This window comes from uncultured Flavobacterium sp., from assembly GCF_963975005.1.
Taxonomy (GTDB): Bacteria; Bacteroidota; Bacteroidia; order Flavobacteriales; family Flavobacteriaceae; genus Flavobacterium.
On the sequence record NZ_CAXBFR010000041.1, the window covers coordinates 1 to 22335 of the forward strand.

At 29.8% G+C, this 22335-nt stretch carries 22 protein-coding genes; 16 read left to right on the forward strand and 6 right to left on the reverse strand.

All coding sequences use genetic code 11. The features are described from left to right. The 12 genes from AACZ53_RS06760 to AACZ53_RS06815 all read left to right on the forward strand — a co-directional run. Positions 1 to 521: amidohydrolase family protein (locus AACZ53_RS06760; protein ID WP_339836211.1), on the forward strand; the 521-nt coding region annotated here is incomplete at its 5' end. A gap of 32 nt (positions 522 to 553) precedes the next feature. Continuing rightward, positions 554 to 1339, forward strand: a complete 786-nt coding sequence (locus AACZ53_RS06765) for an RNA methyltransferase (RefSeq protein WP_339836213.1) — start codon at positions 554 to 556, stop codon at positions 1337 to 1339. 11 nt (positions 1340 to 1350) lie between these two features. Next, a complete protein-coding gene (locus tag AACZ53_RS06770; protein WP_339836215.1) occupies positions 1351 to 1533 on the forward strand; it encodes a hypothetical protein in 183 nt (60 codons plus the stop codon). A 489-nt stretch (positions 1534 to 2022) separates the two neighbouring features. Beyond that, positions 2023 to 4245 carry a RelA/SpoT family protein gene (locus AACZ53_RS06775; RefSeq protein WP_339836218.1) on the forward strand — a complete coding sequence of 741 codons (2223 nt, stop codon included), beginning with the start codon at positions 2023 to 2025 and terminating at the stop codon, positions 4243 to 4245. A 96-nt stretch (positions 4246 to 4341) separates the two neighbouring features. Continuing rightward, positions 4342 to 4782 (forward strand): transcriptional repressor, encoded by a 441-nt coding sequence (locus AACZ53_RS06780; protein ID WP_339836222.1) that lies wholly within the window; start codon positions 4342 to 4344, stop codon positions 4780 to 4782. A gap of 39 nt (positions 4783 to 4821) precedes the next feature. Continuing rightward, positions 4822 to 6093 (forward strand): adenylosuccinate synthase, encoded by a 1272-nt coding sequence (locus tag AACZ53_RS06785; protein ID WP_339836225.1) that lies wholly within the window; start codon positions 4822 to 4824, stop codon positions 6091 to 6093. Between the two features lie 143 nt (positions 6094 to 6236). Beyond that, entirely contained in the window at positions 6237 to 7895 is a 1659-nt protein-coding gene (locus tag AACZ53_RS06790; protein ID WP_339836228.1) for an OstA-like protein, read from the forward strand. Positions 7896 to 7966: 71 nt separating this feature from the next. Beyond that, the gene (locus AACZ53_RS06795) at positions 7967 to 9151 is read left to right on the forward strand and encodes an aspartate aminotransferase family protein (RefSeq protein ID WP_339836232.1); all 1185 of its coding nucleotides are present in this window, start codon (positions 7967 to 7969) and stop codon (positions 9149 to 9151) included. Between the two features lie 168 nt (positions 9152 to 9319). Then, positions 9320 to 10717 carry a tetratricopeptide repeat protein gene (locus AACZ53_RS06800; RefSeq protein WP_339836235.1) on the forward strand — a complete coding sequence of 466 codons (1398 nt, stop codon included), beginning with the start codon at positions 9320 to 9322 and terminating at the stop codon, positions 10715 to 10717. 31 nt (positions 10718 to 10748) lie between these two features. Beyond that, positions 10749 to 11717 carry a DUF368 domain-containing protein gene (locus tag AACZ53_RS06805; protein ID WP_339836237.1) on the forward strand — a complete coding sequence of 323 codons (969 nt, stop codon included), beginning with the start codon at positions 10749 to 10751 and terminating at the stop codon, positions 11715 to 11717. A 10-nt stretch (positions 11718 to 11727) separates the two neighbouring features. Next, positions 11728 to 12486, forward strand: a complete 759-nt coding sequence (locus AACZ53_RS06810; protein WP_339836241.1) for a shikimate dehydrogenase — start codon at positions 11728 to 11730, stop codon at positions 12484 to 12486. 141 nt (positions 12487 to 12627) lie between these two features. Further along, positions 12628 to 14610 carry a DUF349 domain-containing protein gene (locus AACZ53_RS06815; protein WP_339836243.1) on the forward strand — a complete coding sequence of 661 codons (1983 nt, stop codon included), beginning with the start codon at positions 12628 to 12630 and terminating at the stop codon, positions 14608 to 14610. 29 nt (positions 14611 to 14639) lie between these two features. On the opposite strand, the gene AACZ53_RS06820 is transcribed toward AACZ53_RS06815, so the two are convergent. Beyond that, a complete protein-coding gene (locus tag AACZ53_RS06820; protein WP_339836246.1) occupies positions 14640 to 14933 on the reverse strand; it encodes an antibiotic biosynthesis monooxygenase in 294 nt (97 codons plus the stop codon). Positions 14934 to 14996: 63 nt separating this feature from the next. Continuing rightward, positions 14997 to 15770: a nucleoside triphosphate pyrophosphohydrolase gene (gene mazG, locus AACZ53_RS06825; RefSeq protein ID WP_339836249.1), complete on the reverse strand. Its 774-nt coding sequence runs from the start codon at positions 15768 to 15770 to the stop codon at positions 14997 to 14999. Between the two features lie 200 nt (positions 15771 to 15970). Here mazG and AACZ53_RS06830 point away from each other — a divergent pair, with 200 nt between their 5' ends. Next, entirely contained in the window at positions 15971 to 16450 is a 480-nt protein-coding gene (locus AACZ53_RS06830) for a hypothetical protein (protein WP_339836251.1), read from the forward strand. A gap of 61 nt (positions 16451 to 16511) precedes the next feature. Here AACZ53_RS06830 and AACZ53_RS06835 read toward each other — a convergent pair whose 3' ends face one another. The 3 genes from AACZ53_RS06835 to ruvX all read right to left on the reverse strand — a co-directional run bounded on the left by AACZ53_RS06835 (position 16512) and on the right by ruvX (position 18194). Next, complete coding sequence (locus AACZ53_RS06835) at positions 16512 to 16937, reverse strand: DUF5606 domain-containing protein (RefSeq protein WP_026718166.1); 426 nt, start codon at positions 16935 to 16937, stop codon at positions 16512 to 16514. Positions 16938 to 17070: 133 nt separating this feature from the next. After that, positions 17071 to 17658 carry a peptide deformylase gene (gene def / locus AACZ53_RS06840; protein ID WP_339836257.1) on the reverse strand — a complete coding sequence of 196 codons (588 nt, stop codon included), beginning with the start codon at positions 17656 to 17658 and terminating at the stop codon, positions 17071 to 17073. A gap of 125 nt (positions 17659 to 17783) precedes the next feature. Continuing rightward, complete coding sequence (gene ruvX / locus AACZ53_RS06845; protein ID WP_026718164.1) at positions 17784 to 18194, reverse strand: Holliday junction resolvase RuvX; 411 nt, start codon at positions 18192 to 18194, stop codon at positions 17784 to 17786. 153 nt (positions 18195 to 18347) lie between these two features. On the opposite strand from ruvX, the gene AACZ53_RS06850 reads away from it, so the two are divergent. Together AACZ53_RS06850 and AACZ53_RS06855 are read left to right on the forward strand one after the other, a co-directional pair. Next, positions 18348 to 19163, forward strand: a complete 816-nt coding sequence (locus AACZ53_RS06850) for a 2,3,4,5-tetrahydropyridine-2,6-dicarboxylate N-succinyltransferase (protein WP_026718163.1) — start codon at positions 18348 to 18350, stop codon at positions 19161 to 19163. 139 nt (positions 19164 to 19302) lie between these two features. After that, positions 19303 to 21171 (forward strand): sulfatase-like hydrolase/transferase, encoded by a 1869-nt coding sequence (locus tag AACZ53_RS06855; protein ID WP_339836263.1) that lies wholly within the window; start codon positions 19303 to 19305, stop codon positions 21169 to 21171. Here the strand turns inward: AACZ53_RS06855 and AACZ53_RS06860 are convergent. Then, the gene (locus AACZ53_RS06860) at positions 21157 to 21918 is read right to left on the reverse strand and encodes a glycosyltransferase family 2 protein (RefSeq protein ID WP_339836265.1); all 762 of its coding nucleotides are present in this window, start codon (positions 21916 to 21918) and stop codon (positions 21157 to 21159) included. The two genes, AACZ53_RS06855 and AACZ53_RS06860, sit on opposite strands and share 15 nt — an antisense overlap. Before the next feature lie 92 nt (positions 21919 to 22010). On the opposite strand from AACZ53_RS06860, the gene AACZ53_RS06865 reads away from it, so the two are divergent. Next, positions 22011 to 22335 (forward strand): glycosyltransferase family 9 protein (locus tag AACZ53_RS06865; RefSeq protein ID WP_339836268.1); only part of this gene is annotated, 325 nt, incomplete at its 3' end.

The following is a 22335-nucleotide window of genomic DNA, read 5'->3' on the forward strand; positions in this document are numbered from 1 at the left end:
AAAACAATATTAAAAAAATGACGATTGTTGGTGGTTATTATGCTTACAAAAACGCAGCTTTATTAGTTGAAAATAATGTTTCAGTTCTTTTAAGAAGAGTGCATGATTTACCAATGTTAGAAGATGAAGACGTAAACTTACCTTTTAAAAACGCCAAATTATTAAATGACGCAGGAGTTTTAGTAGGTCTGGAAAACATGGGTGATATGGAAAGAATGCAAGCAAGAAATCTTCCTTTTTATGCAGGGACTTGTGCTGCTTGGGGAATGGACAAAGAAAAAGCTTTACAATTAATAACTTCAAATTCAGCAAAAATATTAGGAATTGACGCAACTTACGGAACATTAGAAACTGGAAAAAGCGCTACCCTATTCATTTCTGATGGAGATGCATTGGATATGAAAACTAATAAAATATCAACAGCTTTTATCGATGGAAGACAAATTAGTTTAGAAAGTCATCAAACAGAATTATACGAACGTTATAAAGAGAAGTTTCAAAGTAGTAAAGTTACTGAGTAACTAAGCTACTAAGTCACTTAGCCACATAAAAAATGAAACAAATAACTTCCATACAAAACCCTTATATCAAAACTTTAGTGCAATTGCAAGAAAAAGCAAAAGCACGTAAACAAACAGGCACATTTTTAATAGAAGGAAAACGAGAAATTGAATTAGCCATAAAAGGAAATTATGAAATAGATACAATTTTATATTGTAATGAACTTTCCCTTCAATCTTTAAATCCTTCAATCTTTAAATCAAAAGAATATATTGAAATCTCAAAAGACGTCTATCAAAAATTAGCTTATCGCGATACAACAGAAGGAATTTTAGCAATTGCAAGAACTAAAAACTTATCGCTTTCAGATTTAAAATTACCAGAAAACCCATTAATTCTTGTTTTAGAATCCATTGAAAAACCCGGAAATATTGGAGCCATGCTTCGTACAGCTGATGCAGCAAATATTGATGCCGTAATTTTAGCTAATCCAAAAAGTGATTTATATAATCCAAATATCGTTCGTTCGAGTGTAGGTTGTTTGTTTACCAATCAAATTGCATCAGGAACTACAGAAGAAATCATTGCCTTTTTAAAAGCAAAAAACATCAATTTCTACAGTGCAACATTACAAAACTCAAACGAATATCATAAAGTGGACTACTGTACTCCAACGGCTTTAGTGGTTGGAACAGAAGCCACAGGTTTAACCCAACTTTGGAGAGACGAAAGCACACAAAACATCATAATTCCAATGCAAGGAGCAATAGATTCTATGAATGTTTCGGTTGCTGCTGCTATTTTGTTGTTTGAAGCGAAAAGGCAACGTGGGTTTTAACTTTTTATGCTATGAAAAAGATAATCTTCTTATTGTTTATTACTATAAACTTCAATTGCACTGATAAAGAAGATACTAAATCTATAAATCAATTTATTAAATCATTCTCAAATGAAGATTTTGAAACTGGATTATCTATTGCAATTGATGATTTTTACTTCTTTATCAAAATAAATAAAAACAAAATAGCATAAATTTATAATACTGATTTATATTTAATTTATGAAAATAAGTATTCAAACCAATTTAATAATTATAATTCTTTTTTAGTTGAAGTTTACAATAATGATTTAATAATAAATGATTTAGATTCATTAAAATTAATTTTTAATCAAAATATTGAAGTTTTTAAATTGATAAAAGTATACAAAACAAATCTTTAAAAGATATAATTATAGATTATATGCTAAGTAAAAGTAAACAATTTTCAACAATAACCTTAAAGACAAAATTAGACAGCAAAACATTCAATAATATTACTTATAAATTCTTTAAAAGTCAATATTTAATTTATTTTGACAATTATTCTGGTTATACTAGATTGTCAAAACTTGAACAAATTAATTTTTAACTATTTCTCAGATTTCTATAATCAGTAATCCAAAACCTTTCTCCAAAAATCCCCAAAATTAATTTGTCCATTTCATAACTTTGTTATAACTTTAGGTATCTAATGCAACCCTATGATTGAAATTGATATTGAAGCCGAAAATAAAGCCATTGCGAAAGAATACAAAGAGCTTTTACGCATTAGTTATCAAACCCTTACAACTGAAGACAAGAAACTAATTCGCAAAGCGTTTGATGTTGCCGTTGATGCCCACAAAGACCAAAGACGTAAATCTGGAGAAGCTTATATCTTCCATCCTATTGCTGTAGCTAAAATTGTGGCTTCAGAAATTGGTTTGGGAGCAACTTCTATTGCTGCTGCTCTAATGCACGATGTAGTTGAAGATACTGAAATTACAGTCAAGGAAATTGAAAAAATGTTTAATCCTAAAATCGCACAATTAGTCGAAGGATTAACCAAAATTGCTCAAGTAAAAACGGACCAAAGTGGTTCCATGCAAGCGGAAAATTTTCGTAAAATGCTTTTGACGCTTAACGAAGACGTGCGAGTAATCTTAATCAAAATTGCGGATAGATTGCACAACATGCAAACCATGGACAGCATGGTAGATCATAAACAGGCCAAAATTGCATCTGAAACACTATATATTTATGCGCCTCTTGCCCATCGTTTGGGTTTATATAATATCAAAACACAATTAGAAGATTTAGGGTTGAAATATACTGAACCCGAAGTTTTTAATGACATTGTAAGTAAAATAAAAGAAACCAAAGAAGAACAAGACGAATACATTAAAGCTATTTCGGATGTACTTAGTGAATCTTTAAATAAAGAAGGAATTGAGTTTTCATTAAAAGGAAGACCAAAATCGATTTATTCGATTCGAAGAAAAATGAAAGTGCAAGGTGTGACATTTGATGAAGTGTACGACAAATTTGCTCTTCGAATTATTTATAAATCAAATCCTCAAGAAGAAAAATTTCTAGCCTGGAAAATTTATTCAATTGTTACGGATCATTACCGACCAAGTCCAAGTAGATTACGAGATTGGATTTCATCGCCAAAATCAAGCGGTTATGAAGCACTTCATATTACTGTAATGGGACCAAAAGGACGTTGGGTAGAAATTCAAGTGCGTAGCGAACGTATGGATGAAATTGCTGAAAAAGGCTATGCAGCTCATCACAAATACAAAGGTGTTGGTAGTGAAGAACATGGTTTAGAAATTTGGTTAAATCAATTAAAAGAAGCTATTGAAAATCATTCTTCAAACAATGCAGTAGATTTTGTTGAAGAGTTCAAACTGAATTTGTATGCCAAAGAAATTTATATTTTCACACCAAAAGGTGACATAAAATCCTTACCAAAAGGAGCAACTTCGTTGGATTTTGCTTTTAGTATACATTCCGAAATTGGTTGTAAAACAAGGGGAACTCGTGTAAATGGGAAACTAGTACCCTTAAATCATGTTCTTAATAGCGGTGATCAAGTCGAAATTATTACATCTGAAAATCAAAAACCAACTTCACAATGGATTGAGTACGTTACAACATCGAGAGCAAAAAATAAAATTAGAAACGTTTTAAACGAAAGCACCAAAAATATTGCCGATGACGGAAAAGAAATTCTAACTCGAAAATTACGTCATTTAAAAATTACACTAAACGAAACAACCGTTAATGAAATGGTTAACTATTTCAAATTACATACAAGTTTAGATTTATTTTACAAAATAGGCTCTGGTTCAATTGACAACCAAAAACTAAAAGACTTTGCTTCACAGAAAAACAATACTCTTGTTAATTTTTTCAAGAAAACTATCACACGATCACCAAGTGTTAAACCTGAAAAAATTAAAGAAAATGAGCTAAACAAAAAATACGACATGCTTGTTTTTGGTGTTGAACAAGATAAATTAGAATATAAACTTTCTGCTTGTTGCAATCCTATTCCTGGAGACCCAGTTTTTGGATTTATAACCATTAATGAAGGAATAAAAGTGCATAAAAAAGATTGTCCAAACGCCATAAGCATGCAATCCAATTATGCTTATAGAATTATTCAAGCCAAATGGATAGATTCAAGCCAAGAAGAATTTAGAGCAATGCTTAACATTACTGGAATGGATACAATGGGACTTACCAATGCCTTAACAAAAGTAATCTCGAACCAAATGCACGTTAATATCCAAAACATTTCATTAAGCAGTGATGCTGGAATTTTCAATGGTAAAATAACAGTTGTTGTTGCAAATAATACCATTCTAAAAAAATTAATCGAAAACATCAAAAAAGTAGATGGAATCGATAAAATTACAAGGATTTATAAGAATTAAAATTCTATTGTTAATAAAATTGGAAAACGTATTTAACACAGAAAACAAAATCAAAAAAATAAAAAGTATCTTTGCCATTATATGATGGTTAACCTTATGGAAAACAACACAAATCAAGAAGTAGTTAAAAACGTATTTACCAAGTATTTAGAAGAAAAAGCACATCGCAAAACTCCTGAACGCTTTGCTATACTTCAAGAAATTTACGAATCAAAAGAACATTTTGATATAGAATCTCTGTACATCAAAATGAAAAATAAAAATTATCGTGTAAGTAGAGCAACGCTTTATAACACTATAGAATTACTACTAGAATGTGGCTTAGTGCGTCGTCATCAATTTGGACAGAATCAAGCACATTATGAAAAATCATATTTCGACAAACAACACGATCATATTATAATGACTGATTCTGGTGAAGTTATCGAATTTTGTGACCCAAGAATTCAACAGATTAAAGAAACCATGGAAGAAATTTTTGGAATAAATATTCAAACACATTCCCTTTACTTCTATGCAACTAAAAAAGAAAACTAACTACAATACACAAAACAACTTACAACTAACATTACAAAGATGACCGTAGATTTATTACTAGGATTACAATGGGGTGACGAAGGAAAAGGAAAAATCGTTGATGTACTTACTTCAAAATATGATATTATTGCTCGTTTTCAAGGTGGACCAAATGCTGGACATACTTTAGAATTTGACGGAATAAAACATGTTTTAAGAACTATTCCTTCTGGAATTTTTCATAAAAACGCAAAGAATATAATAGGAAACGGTGTTGTAATTGACCCTGTAGTTTTTCATAAAGAAATTGAAGGTTTAGCTAAATTCGATATGGATGTGACTTCTAAATTATTCATTTCAAGAAAAGCTCACCTTATTTTACCAACACATAGATTACTTGATGCTGCTTCTGAAGCTTCAAAAGGTAAAGCAAAAATTGGCTCTACCTTAAAAGGAATTGGACCAACTTATATGGATAAAACCGGAAGAAACGGAATTCGTGTCGGTGATATTGAATTAGAAGATTTCAAATTGCGTTATAGAGCTTTAGCTGACAAACATGAGTCAATGATTGCTTTTTATGATGTAAACTTACAATATAACCTTCAAGAAATGGAAGATGAATTCTTCGCTTCTATTGAAGAACTTAAAAAATTAACTTTTATTGATTCAGAAGAATTTTTAAACAAATCATTAAAAGAAGGAAAAACAATCTTAGCAGAAGGCGCTCAAGGTTCATTATTAGATGTTGACTTTGGAACATATCCATTTGTAACTTCATCAAATACAACAGCAGCTGGTGCTTGTACAGGTTTAGGAATTGCTCCAAATAAAGTTAAAGAAGTTTACGGAATCTTCAAAGCATACACAACTCGTGTAGGAAGTGGACCATTCCCGACTGAATTATTCGACGAAGTTGGAACTGCAATGGCAAAAATCGGAAACGAATTCGGTTCTGTAACAGGAAGAGCTAGAAGATGTGGCTGGTTAGACTTAGTTGCCCTAAAATATGCTGTTCAAGTAAATGGTGTAACTGAATTATACATGATGAAAGGAGATGTTTTATCTGGATTTGATACTTTAAAAATCTGTACCGGTTATAAATACAAAGGAACAGAAATCAATCATTTACCTTACAATATTGAACCTGAAAACGTAGAACCAGTTTACACGGAAATAAAAGGTTGGCAAGCAGATTTAACAAAAATGACAACTTACGATGAATTACCTAAAGAATTAAAAGAATACATCGAATTCATTGAAAAAGAAGTTGAAGTTCCTATAAAAGTTGTTTCAGTTGGACCAGATAGAACACAAACGATTATAAAATAAATAAACTTTTAAATAAAATTAAACCGTAGTTTTTACATAAATTTGTGATTCTGCGGTTTTTTTTATACACATACTTATAAAACTTTCTTAATTGAAATTAGCTTATGTACTTTTTAATTAAATTTGACGCAAAATAAATAGTCTTGAAAAATTACATCTACATATTTTTACTTTTTATTCTGACAAGCAATTCTCTTTTTGCACAGAATGAAACGAATAATTCAGGTAAAATTGTTATTGAGTATTCTGATTTTATTGATAAAAATCAAAACGAGATTCCAGGAGCAATTGTTTTTACTGGAAATGTTCGTGTACTTCACAATGGAGTAAAAATAAGCTGTAACAAAGCTTATCATTTTACAGAAGAAAATTATGTAAAAGCCTTTGGAAATGTTCAACTAGTGCAGGGTGACACTATTTTTATGAATAGCCGTTATGCAGAATATAATGGTGATAAAGAAATTGCTTTTGCCACTGGTGATGTAAACATGCGTTCTCCTGATTCAAACTTGGTAACTGATACTGTTTATTTTGACAGAAAATCCCAACAAGCCTTTTACAATAGTTATGGTACAATAACGAATAAAGACAATATCCTAAAAAGTAAATCAGGAAGATATTATTTGGATGAGAAAAAATATTCATTTAAAACGGCTGTTTCAGTTGTAAACCCAAGAAGTACAATCAAGACAAATCATTTGGATTACTATGATAATTCTGGACATGCTTATGTTTATGGCCCTTCAACTATTACAAGCAAAACGGATTATATTTATACAGAAAACGGTTTTTACGACACTACAAACGACATTGGAAAACTTAAGAAAAACTCTCATATTCTCTACAACAGTAGACGAATTGAAGGGGATGATATTTTCTATGATCGAAAGAAAAACTTTTCCAAATTAGTCAACAATGTAAAAATTACAGATACAGTTAATAATTTGATTGCAAAAGGACACTATGCTGAAGTTTATAGAAATACGTTAACCAAAAACGACTCAATGTTTATTACTAAAAAGGCATTGATTATTACCAAAACCGAAAATGATTCTATGTACATGCATGGAAAACGTATTTTAGTAACTGGTCCACCAGAAAATCGAATTATTAGAGCTTATAACAATGTAAGATTCTTTAATTTAGACATGAGTGGAAAATGTGATTCTCTTCATTCGAGTAATAAAAATGCTTTAACTAAAATGATTGGAAAGCCAATTTTATGGAGCAATAAAAGCCAAATGACAGGTGATATAATGCATATTATTGGCAATAACGAATCAGAAAAAGTAGATTCTTTAAAAGTACTAAATAATGCTTTTCTGATTCAAAAAGATACTTTAAGTGAAAACGGCTACAATCAGGTCAAGGGACAAAACCTATATGGAAAATTTAGAGAAAATAAACTTTATGAAGTAGATATTGTTAAAAATTGTGAAGCTATATCTTATTTATATAATGAAGAGGATGAATTGGTTGGAATAAACAAAAGTGTTTGCAGTAGAATCAATTTAGAATTAGTAGAAAATAAAATCGAAACCATAACTTTTTTCACCAAAACAGATGGTTACATTTATCCAGAAGAAGAATTTCCTGAAAATGCCAGAAGACTTCGAGGTTTTCTCTGGCGTGGTGATGAAGAAATAAAATCAAAAGAAGACATTTTTCCTCAAGACGAACTCGATTTAGACGAAAAAATTCAATCAGAAACTAAAGCAAAAGAATTAATTGAAGACGAACCAATGGAAATCCTTAAAGAAACTTTAGAATTTGACAAGAATAAACCGAAGAAGAAAAAGTAATCAGACATCAGTTTGCAGAATTTAGATTGCAGAACGCTTTTTACCCATAACCTATTACCTTTTACAAAAAAATGTTAACCGATTTTTTCAAATACCAAGCACAAACGACTCCTCACCCTTTAGCAATGGAAATTTCTCATGCTTTGGGTTCTTATATTTATGATACAAAAGGAACTAAATTTCTTGATTTCGTAGCTGGAGTTTCAGCAAATACACTTGGACATCAAAACAAAAGAGTTAATCATGCCATAAAAACTCAATTGGATAAGTATTCTCATGTAATGGTTTATGGTGAATACGCTCAATCATCTGCTGTTGAGCTTTGTAAGTTATTAGCAGAAAACCTACCTTATCCATTAACAAAAACTTATTTAGTAAATTCTGGTACAGAAGCTATTGAAGGTGCTTTAAAACTTGCCAGAAGAGTCACAGGACGAAGTCAATTAATCTCTTGTCACAATGCATATCATGGAAATACTATGGGAAGTTTGAGTGTAATGGGTTTTGAAGAACGCAAACAAATATTCAGACCTTTAATTCCAGATGTAGATTTTATTACATTTAATAATGAAGCTGATTTAGAAAAAATAACTACAAAAACTGCCGGAATTCTTCTAGAAACCATTCAAGGTGGTGCTGGATTTATTCAACCACATAATGATTTTCTTAAAAAAGTCCGACAACGTTGTGATGAAGTTGGAGCAATTATGATTTTAGATGAAATCCAACCTGGTTTTGGTCGAACAGGAAAATTATTTGGATTTCAAAACTATGATGTTATTCCAGATGTTGTTGTTATGGGAAAAGGAATGGGAAGTGGAATGCCTGTTGGTGCTTTTACAGCTTCAGAAAAAATGATGGATTTACTAAGCCATAACCCAAAATTAGGACACATAACAACTTTTGGGGGTCATCCTATTATTGCTGCAGCATGTTTAGCTACTTTACAAGAATTAACTGAAACCGATTTAATGCAACAAGCCTTAGAAAAAGAGCAGTTAATTCGAAAATTATTGGTTCATCCTATAATTACCGAAATTCGTGGAAAAGGCTTAATGTTGGCTGCCATGACAAAAAGTCCTGAAATAACAGACAAAGTCATACTACGCTGTCAAGACAAAGGTTTAATTTTATTTTGGTTATTGTTTGAAGGTTGTGCTATACGCATCACTCCACCACTTACAATTTCAAACGAAGAAATTAAAGAAGGTTGTGGCATTATTCTTGAAGTTCTTAATGAAATTGACGCTGAATAAAAGGCAACTATTGGAAAATCAAAAAATGAAAAACCTTTACTTGTTAATTTTTAGCGATTTAACTATTGAAATTGTTAATTAAATTGTTTAAAACAATAAAAGCTAAAAATTAGATTAGCCTTTAATTTAGTTAATTTTAAATAGGATAAATATTCAAAACCAAAAGCTATGAATTTGAGTCACGAAGAAGAAAACAACCAAGGCTTATCCTTATCCAAATTTGAATCAATGCTTAAAACTAACAAGGTTTTATTCTTTGATTCTGAAGAGTTTGAAGAAATAATTCTTCATTACATGGATACAGGAAGGCTAAATCTTGCCAAAAAAGCACTTAAACTTGCCTTAGAGCAACATCCAAAATCTACTGGATTAAAGTTAGTTCAAGTAGAAATATTAATTTTTGATGATAAAGTTGAATTAGCAGATAAATTATTGAATGAATTATATGCTATTGAACCTACAAACGAAGAAATTTATATACAAAAAGCAAATATTTTCTCTAAAAAAGATGAGCACGAAAAAGCTATAGAGTCTTTAAAAACTGCTCTTAAGTATACAGATGATTTTGCAGATGTATATTCAATGATTGGAATGGAATATCTTTTTATGGATAATTTAGAATTAGCCAAAGAAAATTTCATCAAATGTTTAAACGAAGATACTGAAGATTATTCATCCCTTTATAATGTAGTTTATTGCTTTGATTTCTTGGATCAAAACCAAGAAGCAATTTTATATTTAGACCAATTCATCAACAGAAATCCATATAGCGAAGTAGCTTGGCATCAATTAGGGCGTCAATATTATGCTTTAAAAAACTTTGAAAAAGCAGTTTGGGCTTTTGAATATGCCACCTTAATTGACGATTCATTTTTAGGTGCTTATTTAGAAAAAGCAAAAGCTCTTGAAAAATTAAAAAAATACCAAGAAGCCATTGATTGTTACAAAATCACAATGGAATTAGATGATGTAACTTCTTTTGTACTTCTGCGTGTAGCCAAATGTTATGAAAAATTAGGCAACAATAAAGAAGCATTAAAATTTTATTCAAAAACAGTACACGAAGATCCTTTATTAGATAAAGCTTGGATTGCCATTACAGACTTTTACATTAGACAATTTGACTATAAAAAGGCTTTGTATTATGTAAATAAAGCTATTGGAATTGAAGGTGATAATAAATTATATTGGAAGCGTTTTGCCTCTATAAATAGAGCTTTAAAATCGTATGAAGAAGCTGAATATGGGTATAGAAGAGCATTTGAATTAGGTGATACTGATTTAGATACTTATATCTTTTGGGCAGATTCATTACAGTATGTTGGTGATTATCAAATTGCCATTGAAGCATTGTTACATGGTGTAGAAAATCATCCAGACCATTATGAAATTGAATACCGTTTAGCTGGTTTATATTACATTCTAAATCAGACTAAAAAAGGGAAGTTTCATTTAGTTAATGCCTTGCAAAGTAATTACAAAAATCACAGTATTTTAGAAAATAATTTTCCGGTAATTTGGAATAAAAAATCAATTCAAAATCAAATTATTAAATTTAGAAATTAGTTTATACCTTTGATTTAGCTTATTTCATACCATGAGAAAAAATTTTCCCGATTACTTAATTATTACACTAAAAGGAATTGCCATGGGTGCAGCAGATGTTGTTCCAGGAGTATCTGGTGGTACAATTGCTTTTATTTCAGGAATTTATCAAGAATTAATTGACAGCATAAACGGAATTAACCTTTCTCTTTTAAAAACACTAAAAAAAGAAGGTTTAAAAGCAGCATGGAAAAAAGCAAATGCTTCTTTTTTACTTTCATTAGTTATCGGAATTGGAATAAGTGTCCTTACTTTTTCAAAAATAATAACGCATTTATTAGCTTCAAAACCTATTATGGTTTGGTCCTTTTTCTTCGGATTAATTATTGCAAGTATTTTACTCATTTGGAAACAAATAACTAAGTGGGAAATAGTTTCAATTGTAGCTTTAATTATTGGCGTTATTTTGACATATTACATTACAATTGCAAGACCAGTAAGCAGTCCAGAAAGTTATCCTTATCTTTTTTTATCTGGTTTTATTGCCATAATAGCTATGATTTTACCTGGAATTTCTGGAGCTTTTATATTGTTATTGATGGGTTCTTATGAAACCGTAATTAGCACAATAAACCAATTTAGAGAAGGCTTAACCCAAATGAATATGGAGTTACTTTCAACTGCAATGATGAAACTTGGAGTCTTTGCAATTGGAGCAATTATTGGTTTAAAGTCTTTTTCAAAAATTCTACATTGGATGTTTGAAAGCCATAAAAACACTACTTTAGCTTTATTAATTGGATTTATGATTGGCTCACTAAACAAAGTTTGGCCATGGAAAGAAGTGTTAGAAACTCGCATAAACAGTCACGGAGAAACAGTCCCTTTTTTAGAAAAAAGTATTTTACCCCAAGAATTTAATGGTGATGCGCAAGTTTTAACTTCAATCCTTTTAGCTATTTTTGGATTTCTTGTAATTTACGGAATGGAAAAAATTGCCGCTCGATTAGGAAAAAATTAATGATTTAAAGATGAAAAAGAAAGTAAAAAAACAGAAGAAATATGGTTTAGTCGGTAAAGACATAAGCTATTCTTTTTCTAAAAAACACTTTACTGAAAAATTTACAGCTTATCATTTTGATAATTGCGAATATTTAAATTTTGACATATCTTCTATTAAAGAATTTCCTGAAATTTTCGCTAAAAACAAAGGATTAAAAGGCTTAAATGTTACTATTCCCTACAAGGAAGAAATTATTCCATATTTAGATTCTTTATCCAAAAACGCAAAAAAAATTGGTTCTGTTAATACCATAGTCATCAATAAACAAAAAAAATTAATTGGCTATAACACTGATTTTTATGGTTTTAAAAAATCGTTAAAACCTTTATTAGAATCACATCATACAAAAGCATTAATTTTAGGAACTGGTGGCGCAAGTAAAGGGATTGCTTTTGCTTTAAAAAAACTAAATATTGAATATGATTTTGTCTCAAGAAATCCAAATGAATTTCAAATATCTTATGATGAAATTGATTCAGCTTTATTTGAAGACTATTCTATAATTATAAACACAACTCCAGTTGGAACATTTCCAAACATTGAAGATTGTCCAAAATTTGATTACAGCTTATTATCAAAAAAACACATAGCCTTTGATTTAGTGTATAATCCTGAAGAATCAATGTTTCTAAAAAAGGCAAAAGAACAAGGAGCTATAACAAAAAATGGATATGATATGTTGGTTTTTCAGGCAGAAAAATCATGGAAAATCTGGAATAAGAAATAATTTTATTTAAATTTTAAAATCAAAAAAACAATCCCGAAACTTCTGGTTGTTACTCTTTAATGTTTAATCTTTAGCTTTTTCTTTTGAAATTTCCTTGTGAGTTAGTATCTTCGAAGCATAATAGTAACTTATACATGAATCATGTTAGAAGAAAAGAATGATAACCTGCAAAATGCAGATGGAGACAATGAGCAAGAATTAATACAAGAAACTACTGAAATTCAAGATGTTATTGAAGAGGAAGTAGTTCAAGTAGAACAAGAAGTTCAACTTGTTGTAGAAGAAGCGACTAAAGAAGTTGTTACTGAAAAAACTACTACAAATGCTGCAATGGATGAAATCGACAATTCAAATGCAGAAGAAAGCGAAGATGACACAATAAAAGACAGACATGAAATTCCTTTATTGGATTATGATCCAATGTCTATGGAAGCACTTACTGAAGAGCTAGAAAAATTAGTTTCTAATGAAAAAGTAATGGCCATCAAAGATCATGTAGAAGAGATTAGAAAAGCATTTATGTCTCATTTTCATGATTTGTTGGAAGAGAAACGTGAAGAATATAGTGAGCAAAATGAAGGAAATACAGAAGGTTTTGAATTTCATTCAGCCATAAAAAATAAATTTGATGTAATTTTTGACGATTATCGTTCAAAGAAAGCAAAGCATTATAACCAATTACAAAGTAACTTAAAAAACAATTTTGAAGTTAGAAATACTATTATTGAAGATCTAAAAATACTTATAGATTCTACAGATGATAGCATTGGTGATATGTTCAAAAAAATGAACGAAATTAGAGAACGCTGGAACAATGCTGGTTCTATTCCTAGAGACAAATACAATATCCTCTGGAATAACTATCATTTTCATGTAGAGCGTTTTTATGATTTAATTCATCTAGATAAAGAAGCTCGAGACCAAGACTTTAAAAATAATTTAGAGCAAAAACAACAACTAATTGTTCGTGCTAATGATTTATTGGCTGAACCAGATGTAATTAAGGCTTTTAGAGAATTGCAATTATTGCATAGAGTTTGGAAAGAAGAAGTTGGCCCAGTTGACAGAGAACACAGAGAAGCTGTTTGGAATGAATTTAGTGAAATTACTAAACAAATGCATGACAAACGTGAAGCATTAAATGCAAACGCTCATGTACGTGAATTAGAACATTTTGAAGCTAAACAAAAAATAATTGATAGTATAAATGCTTTGGCTACTGAAGAAGTTAGTGGTCATAAAGGTTGGCAAAACCAAATGAAAAAAATGGAAGCTTTACGCGAAACTTTTTTCAAAGCTGGAAAAGTACCTGCAGAATTAAACGAAGAAACTTGGGCGAAATTTAAAACAGCTGTTCGTGATTTCAATAAAAATAAAAATGCTTTTTACAAAGAAATTAAGCATGACCAACAAGATAATTTAAATAAAAAATTGGCTTTAGTTGAAAAAGCAAAGGCACTAAAAGATAGTGAAGATTTTAAAGCAACTACACCAATAATGAAGCAAATTCAAGAAGAATGGAAGAAAATTGGTCATGTACCAAGAAAACATTCTGATTCTGTATGGAAAGACTTTAAATCGGCTTGTAACGCTTATTTTGATAGATTACACAAAATTCAAAACGAAGAAAACAAAGAAGAAGTTGAAGCGTTTGAAAACAAGAAAAACTTTTTAGACGAAATTAAGTCGTTTGAATTAGTTGGTGAGCACAAAAAAGACTTGGATGCTATAAAAGTAAACATTGAAAAATGGAAATCATTTGGAAGAGTTCCTTTTAACAAAAGACATATTGAAGGTAAATTTAATAAAATATTAGATGCCCTTTTTGAAAAATTAAGTTTGTCTAAAAAAGATACTGAATTAATGAAGTTTGAAAATCGTTTAGAGCATTTATCTGAAAATGATGACAACAGAGCTTTAGAAAAAGAATCATACTTTCTTCGCAAAAGAATTGATGAAGTGCAAAGTGAAATTTTACAATTAGAGAACAACATTCAATTTATTACTTCAAGTTCAAAAAAAGGTGAAAATCCATTTATAAAAGAAGTACATAAAAATATCGATAAGCATAAAGAAGATTTAAAAATCTGGAAAGAAAAACTTTCAAGGTTAAATCAATTATAAAATTAAAATCCCGATTCGTTCGGGATTTTTTATTTCTTAAAACTATATTCTCGTTCTACTAAACAAATTCGGGTTGTGTAAGATTCGTACCAATTACTCCTTCCCTTTTCTTGAGCTACAAGATGGTCCATGTTTTGTTTCCATTTTTTGATGGATTCCAAATCTTTCCAATACGAAACGGTTATTCCAATTTCACTTCGAGCCGATTCGACACTTAAAAACCCTTCTTGTTCTTTCGCTAAAGTTTCCATTCTTTTAGCCATAGCTAAATAACCTTCATCTATTTCGGTACGTTCTGATGTAAAAATTACTGCGTAATACATTTTTTTTATTGAATTGTTAAACTGCAATCTACTTTCTGCCAGCTGAATACTGAGCACTGAACACTAAAGTTTCTTTGCTTCTTCCCAAAAAACATCCATTTCTGACAAAGACATATCTGATAAATTTTTACCTAATTCACCTGCTTTACTTTCCAAATACATAAAACGTTTCATGAATTTTTTATTCGTTCGTTCTAAAGCGTCTTCCGGATTAATTTTTAAGAAACGAGCATAATTAATCATGGAGAACAAAACATCGCCAAATTCGGCTTCCATTTTGTCTTGATTGCCGGATTCAACTTCAACTTGTAGTTCATTTAACTCTTCTTGTACTTTATCCCAAACTTGATGACTTTCTTCCCAATCAAATCCAACACCTTTAACTTTATCTTGAATGCGACTTGCTTTTACCAAAGCTGGTAAACTTTTAGGAACACCTTCTAAAACTGATTTTCTACCTTCTTTTAGCTTAAGTTTTTCCCAATTGCGTTTGACTTCTTCTTCATCTTCCACTACTACATCACCATAAATATGTGGATGTCTATCAATTAATTTATCACAAATTGAATTAGCTACATCAGCAATATCAAAATCATTAGTTTCACTTCCTATTTTAGAATAAAATACAATGTGTAACAACAAATCACCCAGCTCTTTTTTAATTTCTTGAAGATCATTATCCAAAATTGCATCACCTAATTCATAAGTTTCTTCAATGGTTAAATGACGAAGACTTTCTAAGGTTTGCTTTTTATCCCACGGACATTTTTCGCGCAATTCATCCATAATATCTAACAAACGATTAAAAGCTGCTAATTGATTTTCTCTGTTATTCATGTTTTTTTTTAATTGTTATTGAAATTGAATTTCCTATTGCCTTTGAATTACTGTAAAATTATGGAAATATTTTTAGAAGTGAATTAAAATTGGGTTTAATACTAAATAACTATTTTTAAGATTATAGTATATTTGGGTTAAATATAGTGCCAACAAGTTTAGGATAAAATCTTTAATTAATTTTTAAAATATATTCAATTATGTCAATGTGGGAAATTAATGAGTTATTAAAAAATAGTATTGCAGTAATAAACAACGCTAATTTAGATATCAATTTGAAAAAAAATCTAATTTGGAATTTAGAAAATCTTCCAGAAAAATATCAATTTGATGCTGGTGGATTTGCTAAGACTGAAAATGATTCTGATTTTTGTTATGAAGCTATGAATCCTTATGAGTTTGGTTTATTGGTTTGCATTGAAGCTGAAAAACAATCCAAAACACATTTTATTTATGATTGGTCGACTTTTCTCTTAAATTATTGGAATGAGTATTTTTCTGAATCTACTAAATTAGATGATTTAAAAAAGAATTACCTATCTCTTTTGAAAGTTAGATTTCATAACTATAATTTTGAAAACTACAAACCAATTCATGCTTCTTTGACCCTATATAAAAATGGAAATGAATGGTTTACTGAAGAACAAAACCAATTGATTAAGTGGTTTTGTTTTGAATGATATTAAAACAAAAAAGTCCAAACATACATTTGGACTTTTTTTATATCTTTTTAAAAAAAACTTATTCTGAAGCTTCTTCTGGTTTTTCTTGTGCTGTTAAAGCTTCAATAGAAATCATTCCTTTTGATTGCAATAAATTGTACCAGTTCATTACTTTTTTAATATCTGAAGTATAAACTCTATCTTCATCGAATTCTGGTAAAATTTCTCTAAAATATGCTTTTAAATTTTCATCAGTTTCCTTGTGAGAAATAGCTGGACCTTCATTTTCTTTTGTTGCAATTGCTTTAAAAATTTCTGCTAAACGAACTTCTTCGTTGTAGGTATAAACAGCAATTTCAGATAACAAACTCACGTTTGCTCTTAATCCCACAGTGATTTTTTTTCCATCTAATAAAGATTCAGCTACAAATCCTGTGCGGGTTTGTAATTTTAAATCATATAATCCTGGCTTTCCAGAAATAGCTAATATTTTTTGTAAACTCATTTTAATGTAATTATTGGGTGGCAAATATATATTTTAAATTTTAAATTCCAATTATTAAACTCCAAATTCCAATTAATATTGTTTTATAAAAATAAGTTGGCTTTTGGGATTTCAAAAATTTGGAATTTCTTAATTATCTTCCTTTTTTACTAAAAAATTTCATTCTATAATCAGGAAATGCTTTGCCTTCCATAATGTTTTTTAATTTTTTAGCAATCAACTTTTTCTTTAATGAAGAAACGTGATCTGTAAATAATATTCCTTCAATATGATCATATTCATGCTGAATCACACGAGCAATTAATCCGTTATAAACTTCGTTTTTCTTGTTGAAATCTTCATCAAAATATTCAATCGTAATTGTATCATGACGAGAAACATCTTCACGAACATCTGGAATACTTAAACAACCTTCGTTAAAAGTCCACATTGTTCCTTCTTCTTTAAGGATTTTTGCATTAATGAATGTTTGCTTAAATACTTTCAATTCTGCAGCTTCTTCTTTAGAAAGATCATCACTGTCTGCAAAAGGTGAAGTATCAACAATAAAAATACGAATTGGCATTCCAACTTGTGGCGCTGCTAATCCAACACCAAAAGCGTTATTCATAGTTTCGTACATATTGGCAATAACTTCCTTTAAATTTGGATAATCATTAGCAATTTCTTCGCAATGTTTTCTTAAAACAGCTTCGCCATAACCATATATTGGTAAAATCATTTTTTAAATTATTTAAGTAATAAAACTTATTTGGTGCAAAAATAGTATTTTGATTTCAGTATAAAAAGTTTAATTGTTGAACTTTTATCTAAAAAGTCATCATCCTTAAACCTGACATCCATGTTTTACTTCCTATTCATATAATCTTGAAGCATGATCGTAGCTGCTATTTCGTCAATTAAAGCTTTATTTTTTCGTTGATTTTTCTTTAAACCACTATCAATCATGGTTTGAAATGCCATTTTTGAAGTAAACCGTTCATCTATTCTATCTAAAGGCATCTCTGGGAACGTTATTTTAAATGTCTTAATGAATTTTTCTATAATTGCTGCACTTTCAGAAGGAGTTCCATCCATTTGTTTTGGCTCACCTACTATTACTTTTTCGACCTTCTCTTTAGAAAAATAGTCTTTTAAAAAAGCAATTAGGGTTTCTGAAGGAACAGTGGTTAAACCTGAAGCAATGATTTGCATTTCATCTGTTATTGCAATTCCTGTTCGTTTCATTCCGTAATCTATGGCTAGAATTCTTGGCATTTATTATTTTTTTGTAAAGATACTAAATTGTTGTTTAAACCAGACAGGTTTTGGAAACCTGTCTGGTTTAGCATAAAAAACAAATTACTTTAACAAATCTTAGCCATTCGTTTCTAGAATAAATTTATTTTATATTTGTGAAAAATTTATAAAATGCAAAACTTACAATCAATTATAGAACAAGCTTGGGAAAACCGTGCTTTATTACAAGAAACTGAAACTACTACTGCCATAAGAGAAGTTATTGAATTATTAGATAACGGAAAATTACGTGTAGCTGAACCAACTGAAAATGGTTGGCAGGTGAACGAATGGGTTAAAAAAGCTGTAGTTATGTATTTCCCAATTCAAAAAATGGAAACGTGGGAATCTGGTATTTTTGAATACCATGACAAAATGGAATTAAAACGTAATTATGCCGAAAAAGGTATTCGAGTTGTTCCTCCAGCTGTAGCTCGTTATGGTGCTTATATTTCTAAAGGTGTAATTTTGATGCCAAGTTATGTAAATATTGGTGCTTATGTAGATGAAGGAACTATGGTTGATACATGGGCAACTGTAGGAAGTTGTGCTCAAATTGGTAAAAACGTACATCTTTCTGGTGGCGTTGGAATTGGTGGTGTTTTAGAACCTTTACAAGCTGCTCCAGTTATCATTGAAGATGGTGCTTTCATCGGTTCAAGATGTATTGTGGTTGAAGGTGTTCGCGTGGAAAAAGAAGCAGTTTTAGGAGCAAATGTTGTGTTGACTGGTTCTACAAAAATTATTGACGTTACTGGAGATGAACCTATTGAATATAAAGGAGTTGTTCCTGCACGTTGTGTAGTGATTCCTGGAAGTTATACTAAGAAATTTGCTGCTGGTGAATTTCAAGTTCCTTGTGCTTTAATCATTGGTAAACGCAAGCCTTCTACTGATTTAAAAACTTCTTTGAATGATGCTTTACGCGAATATGATGTAGCGGTTTAAACATAAATTCCAAATTTTAAAATTCCAAATCCCATTCATTATTATTGAGATTTGGAATTTTATGTTTTTACAAGTAAATATATTGTTAATTAATTGTAAATATTTTAGCATTTCATACATTTGCCGAAATATTTCATCCATGAGAAATTACTTTCAAAGTATAATCCTTTTCTTCAAACGCTTTTTATTAATAGTCATTATCTATCAATTATGTCGACTTCTATTTTTATTCTTTAATAGGAATGCATTTAATGGATTGACTTTAAAAACATTTTTAGGTGGTTTACACTTTGATTTATCAGCTATAGCCTATATCAATATTATCTTTGCTATTTTGCATTTTGTTCCAGGAAAATTCAAGTATAAATTGGGATATCAAAAAGGGCTGAAAATTGGATTTTTTGCTGTGAACCTACTATTTATTTTAACGAATTTTGTTGATTTTGAATATTACAAATTTACAGGAAGAAGAAGTTCATTTGGAATGATAACTGCATCTGGAATGGAAAATGAAATTGGAGGATTAATTTTCTCTTTTTTGGCTGAGTTTTGGTTTTTACCCTTAATTGCATTTGGATTGGCTATTGTCTTTTGGAAGGCCATTCCGAATATTACACTTATCTTTTCTGAAGAAAAATCTAAATTTTTAGTTGCAAAACAAATTGGTCTTTTCATATTCTTACTAGGATTTGTGTTTTTATTAGGTCGAGGTGGCTTTCAAAAAAAGCCTTTAAAAGTAGTTGATGCCGTAAATTATGGTTCAATTAGTCATTCTGCTTTAGTGTTAAATACTCCTTTTTGTATACTGAAAACTATTGGTAAAAAAGAAACTTTAGAATCACCAAAATTTTATTCAGAAAGTGAATTAAATTCAATATTCAATCCAGTTGTTGCAACAAATCCAACAGAAAATCAAACCAAACAAAATGTTGTTGTAATCATTTTAGAAAGTTTTGGAAGAGAAAATATCCAACATGGACAAACTCCATTTTTAGATTCCTTAATTACAAAATCTTTGTTTTTTGAAAACGGTTTTGCCAATGGAAAGTTATCTATTGATGCTGTTCCTTCAACACTTTCGAGTATTCCAAGTTTGATGAGTTCTTCATTAATTACTTCAAGTTATTCAATTAATGAAATTTATGGCTTACCTAAAATTTTAAAAGATAATGGGTATAACACTGAATTTTTTCATGGTGCTTTTAATGGAAGTCAGAACTTTGACCAATATTGTAAAGTCGCTGGATTTGATGCTTATTATGGTAAAAACGAATATAATGGCTCAGAAGCTTTTGATGGGAGATGGGGTATTTTTGATGAAGAATTTTTTCAGTTTTATTGCCAAAAAATGTCGAGTTTTAAACAACCTTTTTTTACTTCAATTTTTAGTATTTCATCCCATAATCCATATACAATTCCAGAAAAATATAAAGGAAAATTTCCAAAAGGAACTACTAAAATCCAGGAAAGTATTGCTTATTCTGATTACGCACTAAATCATTTTTTTAAAACGGCAAGTAAACAAGATTGGTTTAAAAACACAATATTTGTAATAACAGCAGATCACACTTCTTCTGAACCAACGGAAGAAAAATTTAAGACAAATGTTGGGAAATTTAGAGTTCCTATTTTGTTTTACAATCCTGGAAATCCAACTTTTGGAGGTATAAGTTATAGAAATATGCAACAAATTGATATTATGCCATCACTTATTGATTTATTACATATCAAAACCAATATGGTTACTTTTGGGAAGTCGTATCAATCTGACAAAGATTTTGTAGTGTATTATTTAGATAATATTTACCATTATATTCAAGGTGATTATTACATGGCATTTGATGGAAAAAAGGCTTTAGCTTTGTATAACTTCAAGAAAGATGAATTGATGAAAACCAATTTACTTTCGACAGAAAAAGAAAAAACAGTAACGATGGAACGATTTATAAAAGCTTATATACAATCGTTTAACGAACGAATTATCAATAACAAATTAACGATTCATTAATCTTTCTTGACGTTGTAATTTCAATAATTTTGCATATTTCATATGTGAAAAGAAACCTTGAATTAGAGCTATTGTTATCCCATCTATTCCGTTAAAAATTCCTTTTTTCAAGAAATAACATCTAATAAATGCTGTTAAACCATTGATTACTGGTTTGGCTGCTCCTACTCTTTTTCCTTGATCAAAAAGTTGTTGTGCATGCCAAGTTGAATATTGATTTTTCTTGGCTACAATTTGTTCCAAAGAATCCCAACCATAATGCAAAATATGAACCGGAACTCTCTTTTCGTTAGTTGTTACAATTGATTGATGTACTTTAGCTTCAGAAGGTTTTGCAGATACTTTGTTAAAAAAACGAACTTTATGATCCGGATACCAACCTGAAAAGTCGATTAATTCATCTCCTAAAAAATTCTTTACTCGAAACGAAAAAGCGTCATGATTTCCGATTAAATATTTTTCTTCTAAAATAAATTTTTCGGCATCTTTATCTAAAAATTCGTCAGCATCTAAATTTAAAATCCAGTCATTTTTGCAATAAGGTAAACCATGAGTTCGTTGTGGACCATCCCCTAAAAAAGCTTGAGAAATTACTTTTGCTCCTTTAGATTCTGCTATTTCAACTGTTCTGTCTTTACTTAACGAGTCTACAATTATGACTTCATCACAAACTTTGAACAATGCATCAATACATTTTCCAATGTTTTTTTCTTCATTAAATGTAATAACTAAACCACTGATTGCCATAATTTGAATTTTATAAGGACAAAAATACAGTTTTTATTTAAAGTTTTTATGTTTGATATTACTTATGTACTTTAGCACTTTAATTTATAAAAATGAAAATTTTAATCATTCAACAAAAACGAATTGGTGATGTTTTAACCAGTTCAATATTAGCCAATAGTCTTAAAGATTATTATCCAAACGCAAGTATTGATTATATGTGCTATGCCAATTGTGTGGATGTTTTAAAAGAAAATAAAGCGATTTCTAACATAATTGTTTTAGAGCAAAATGTTAGAAAAAACTATTTATCGTTATTTAAATTCATTTTTAAAATTAGAAGTCAAAAATATGATGTTGTTATTGATGCCTACAGTAAATTAGAAACGAATTTAATTACCCTTTTTTCTGGTGCGAAATATAAAATATCATATGATA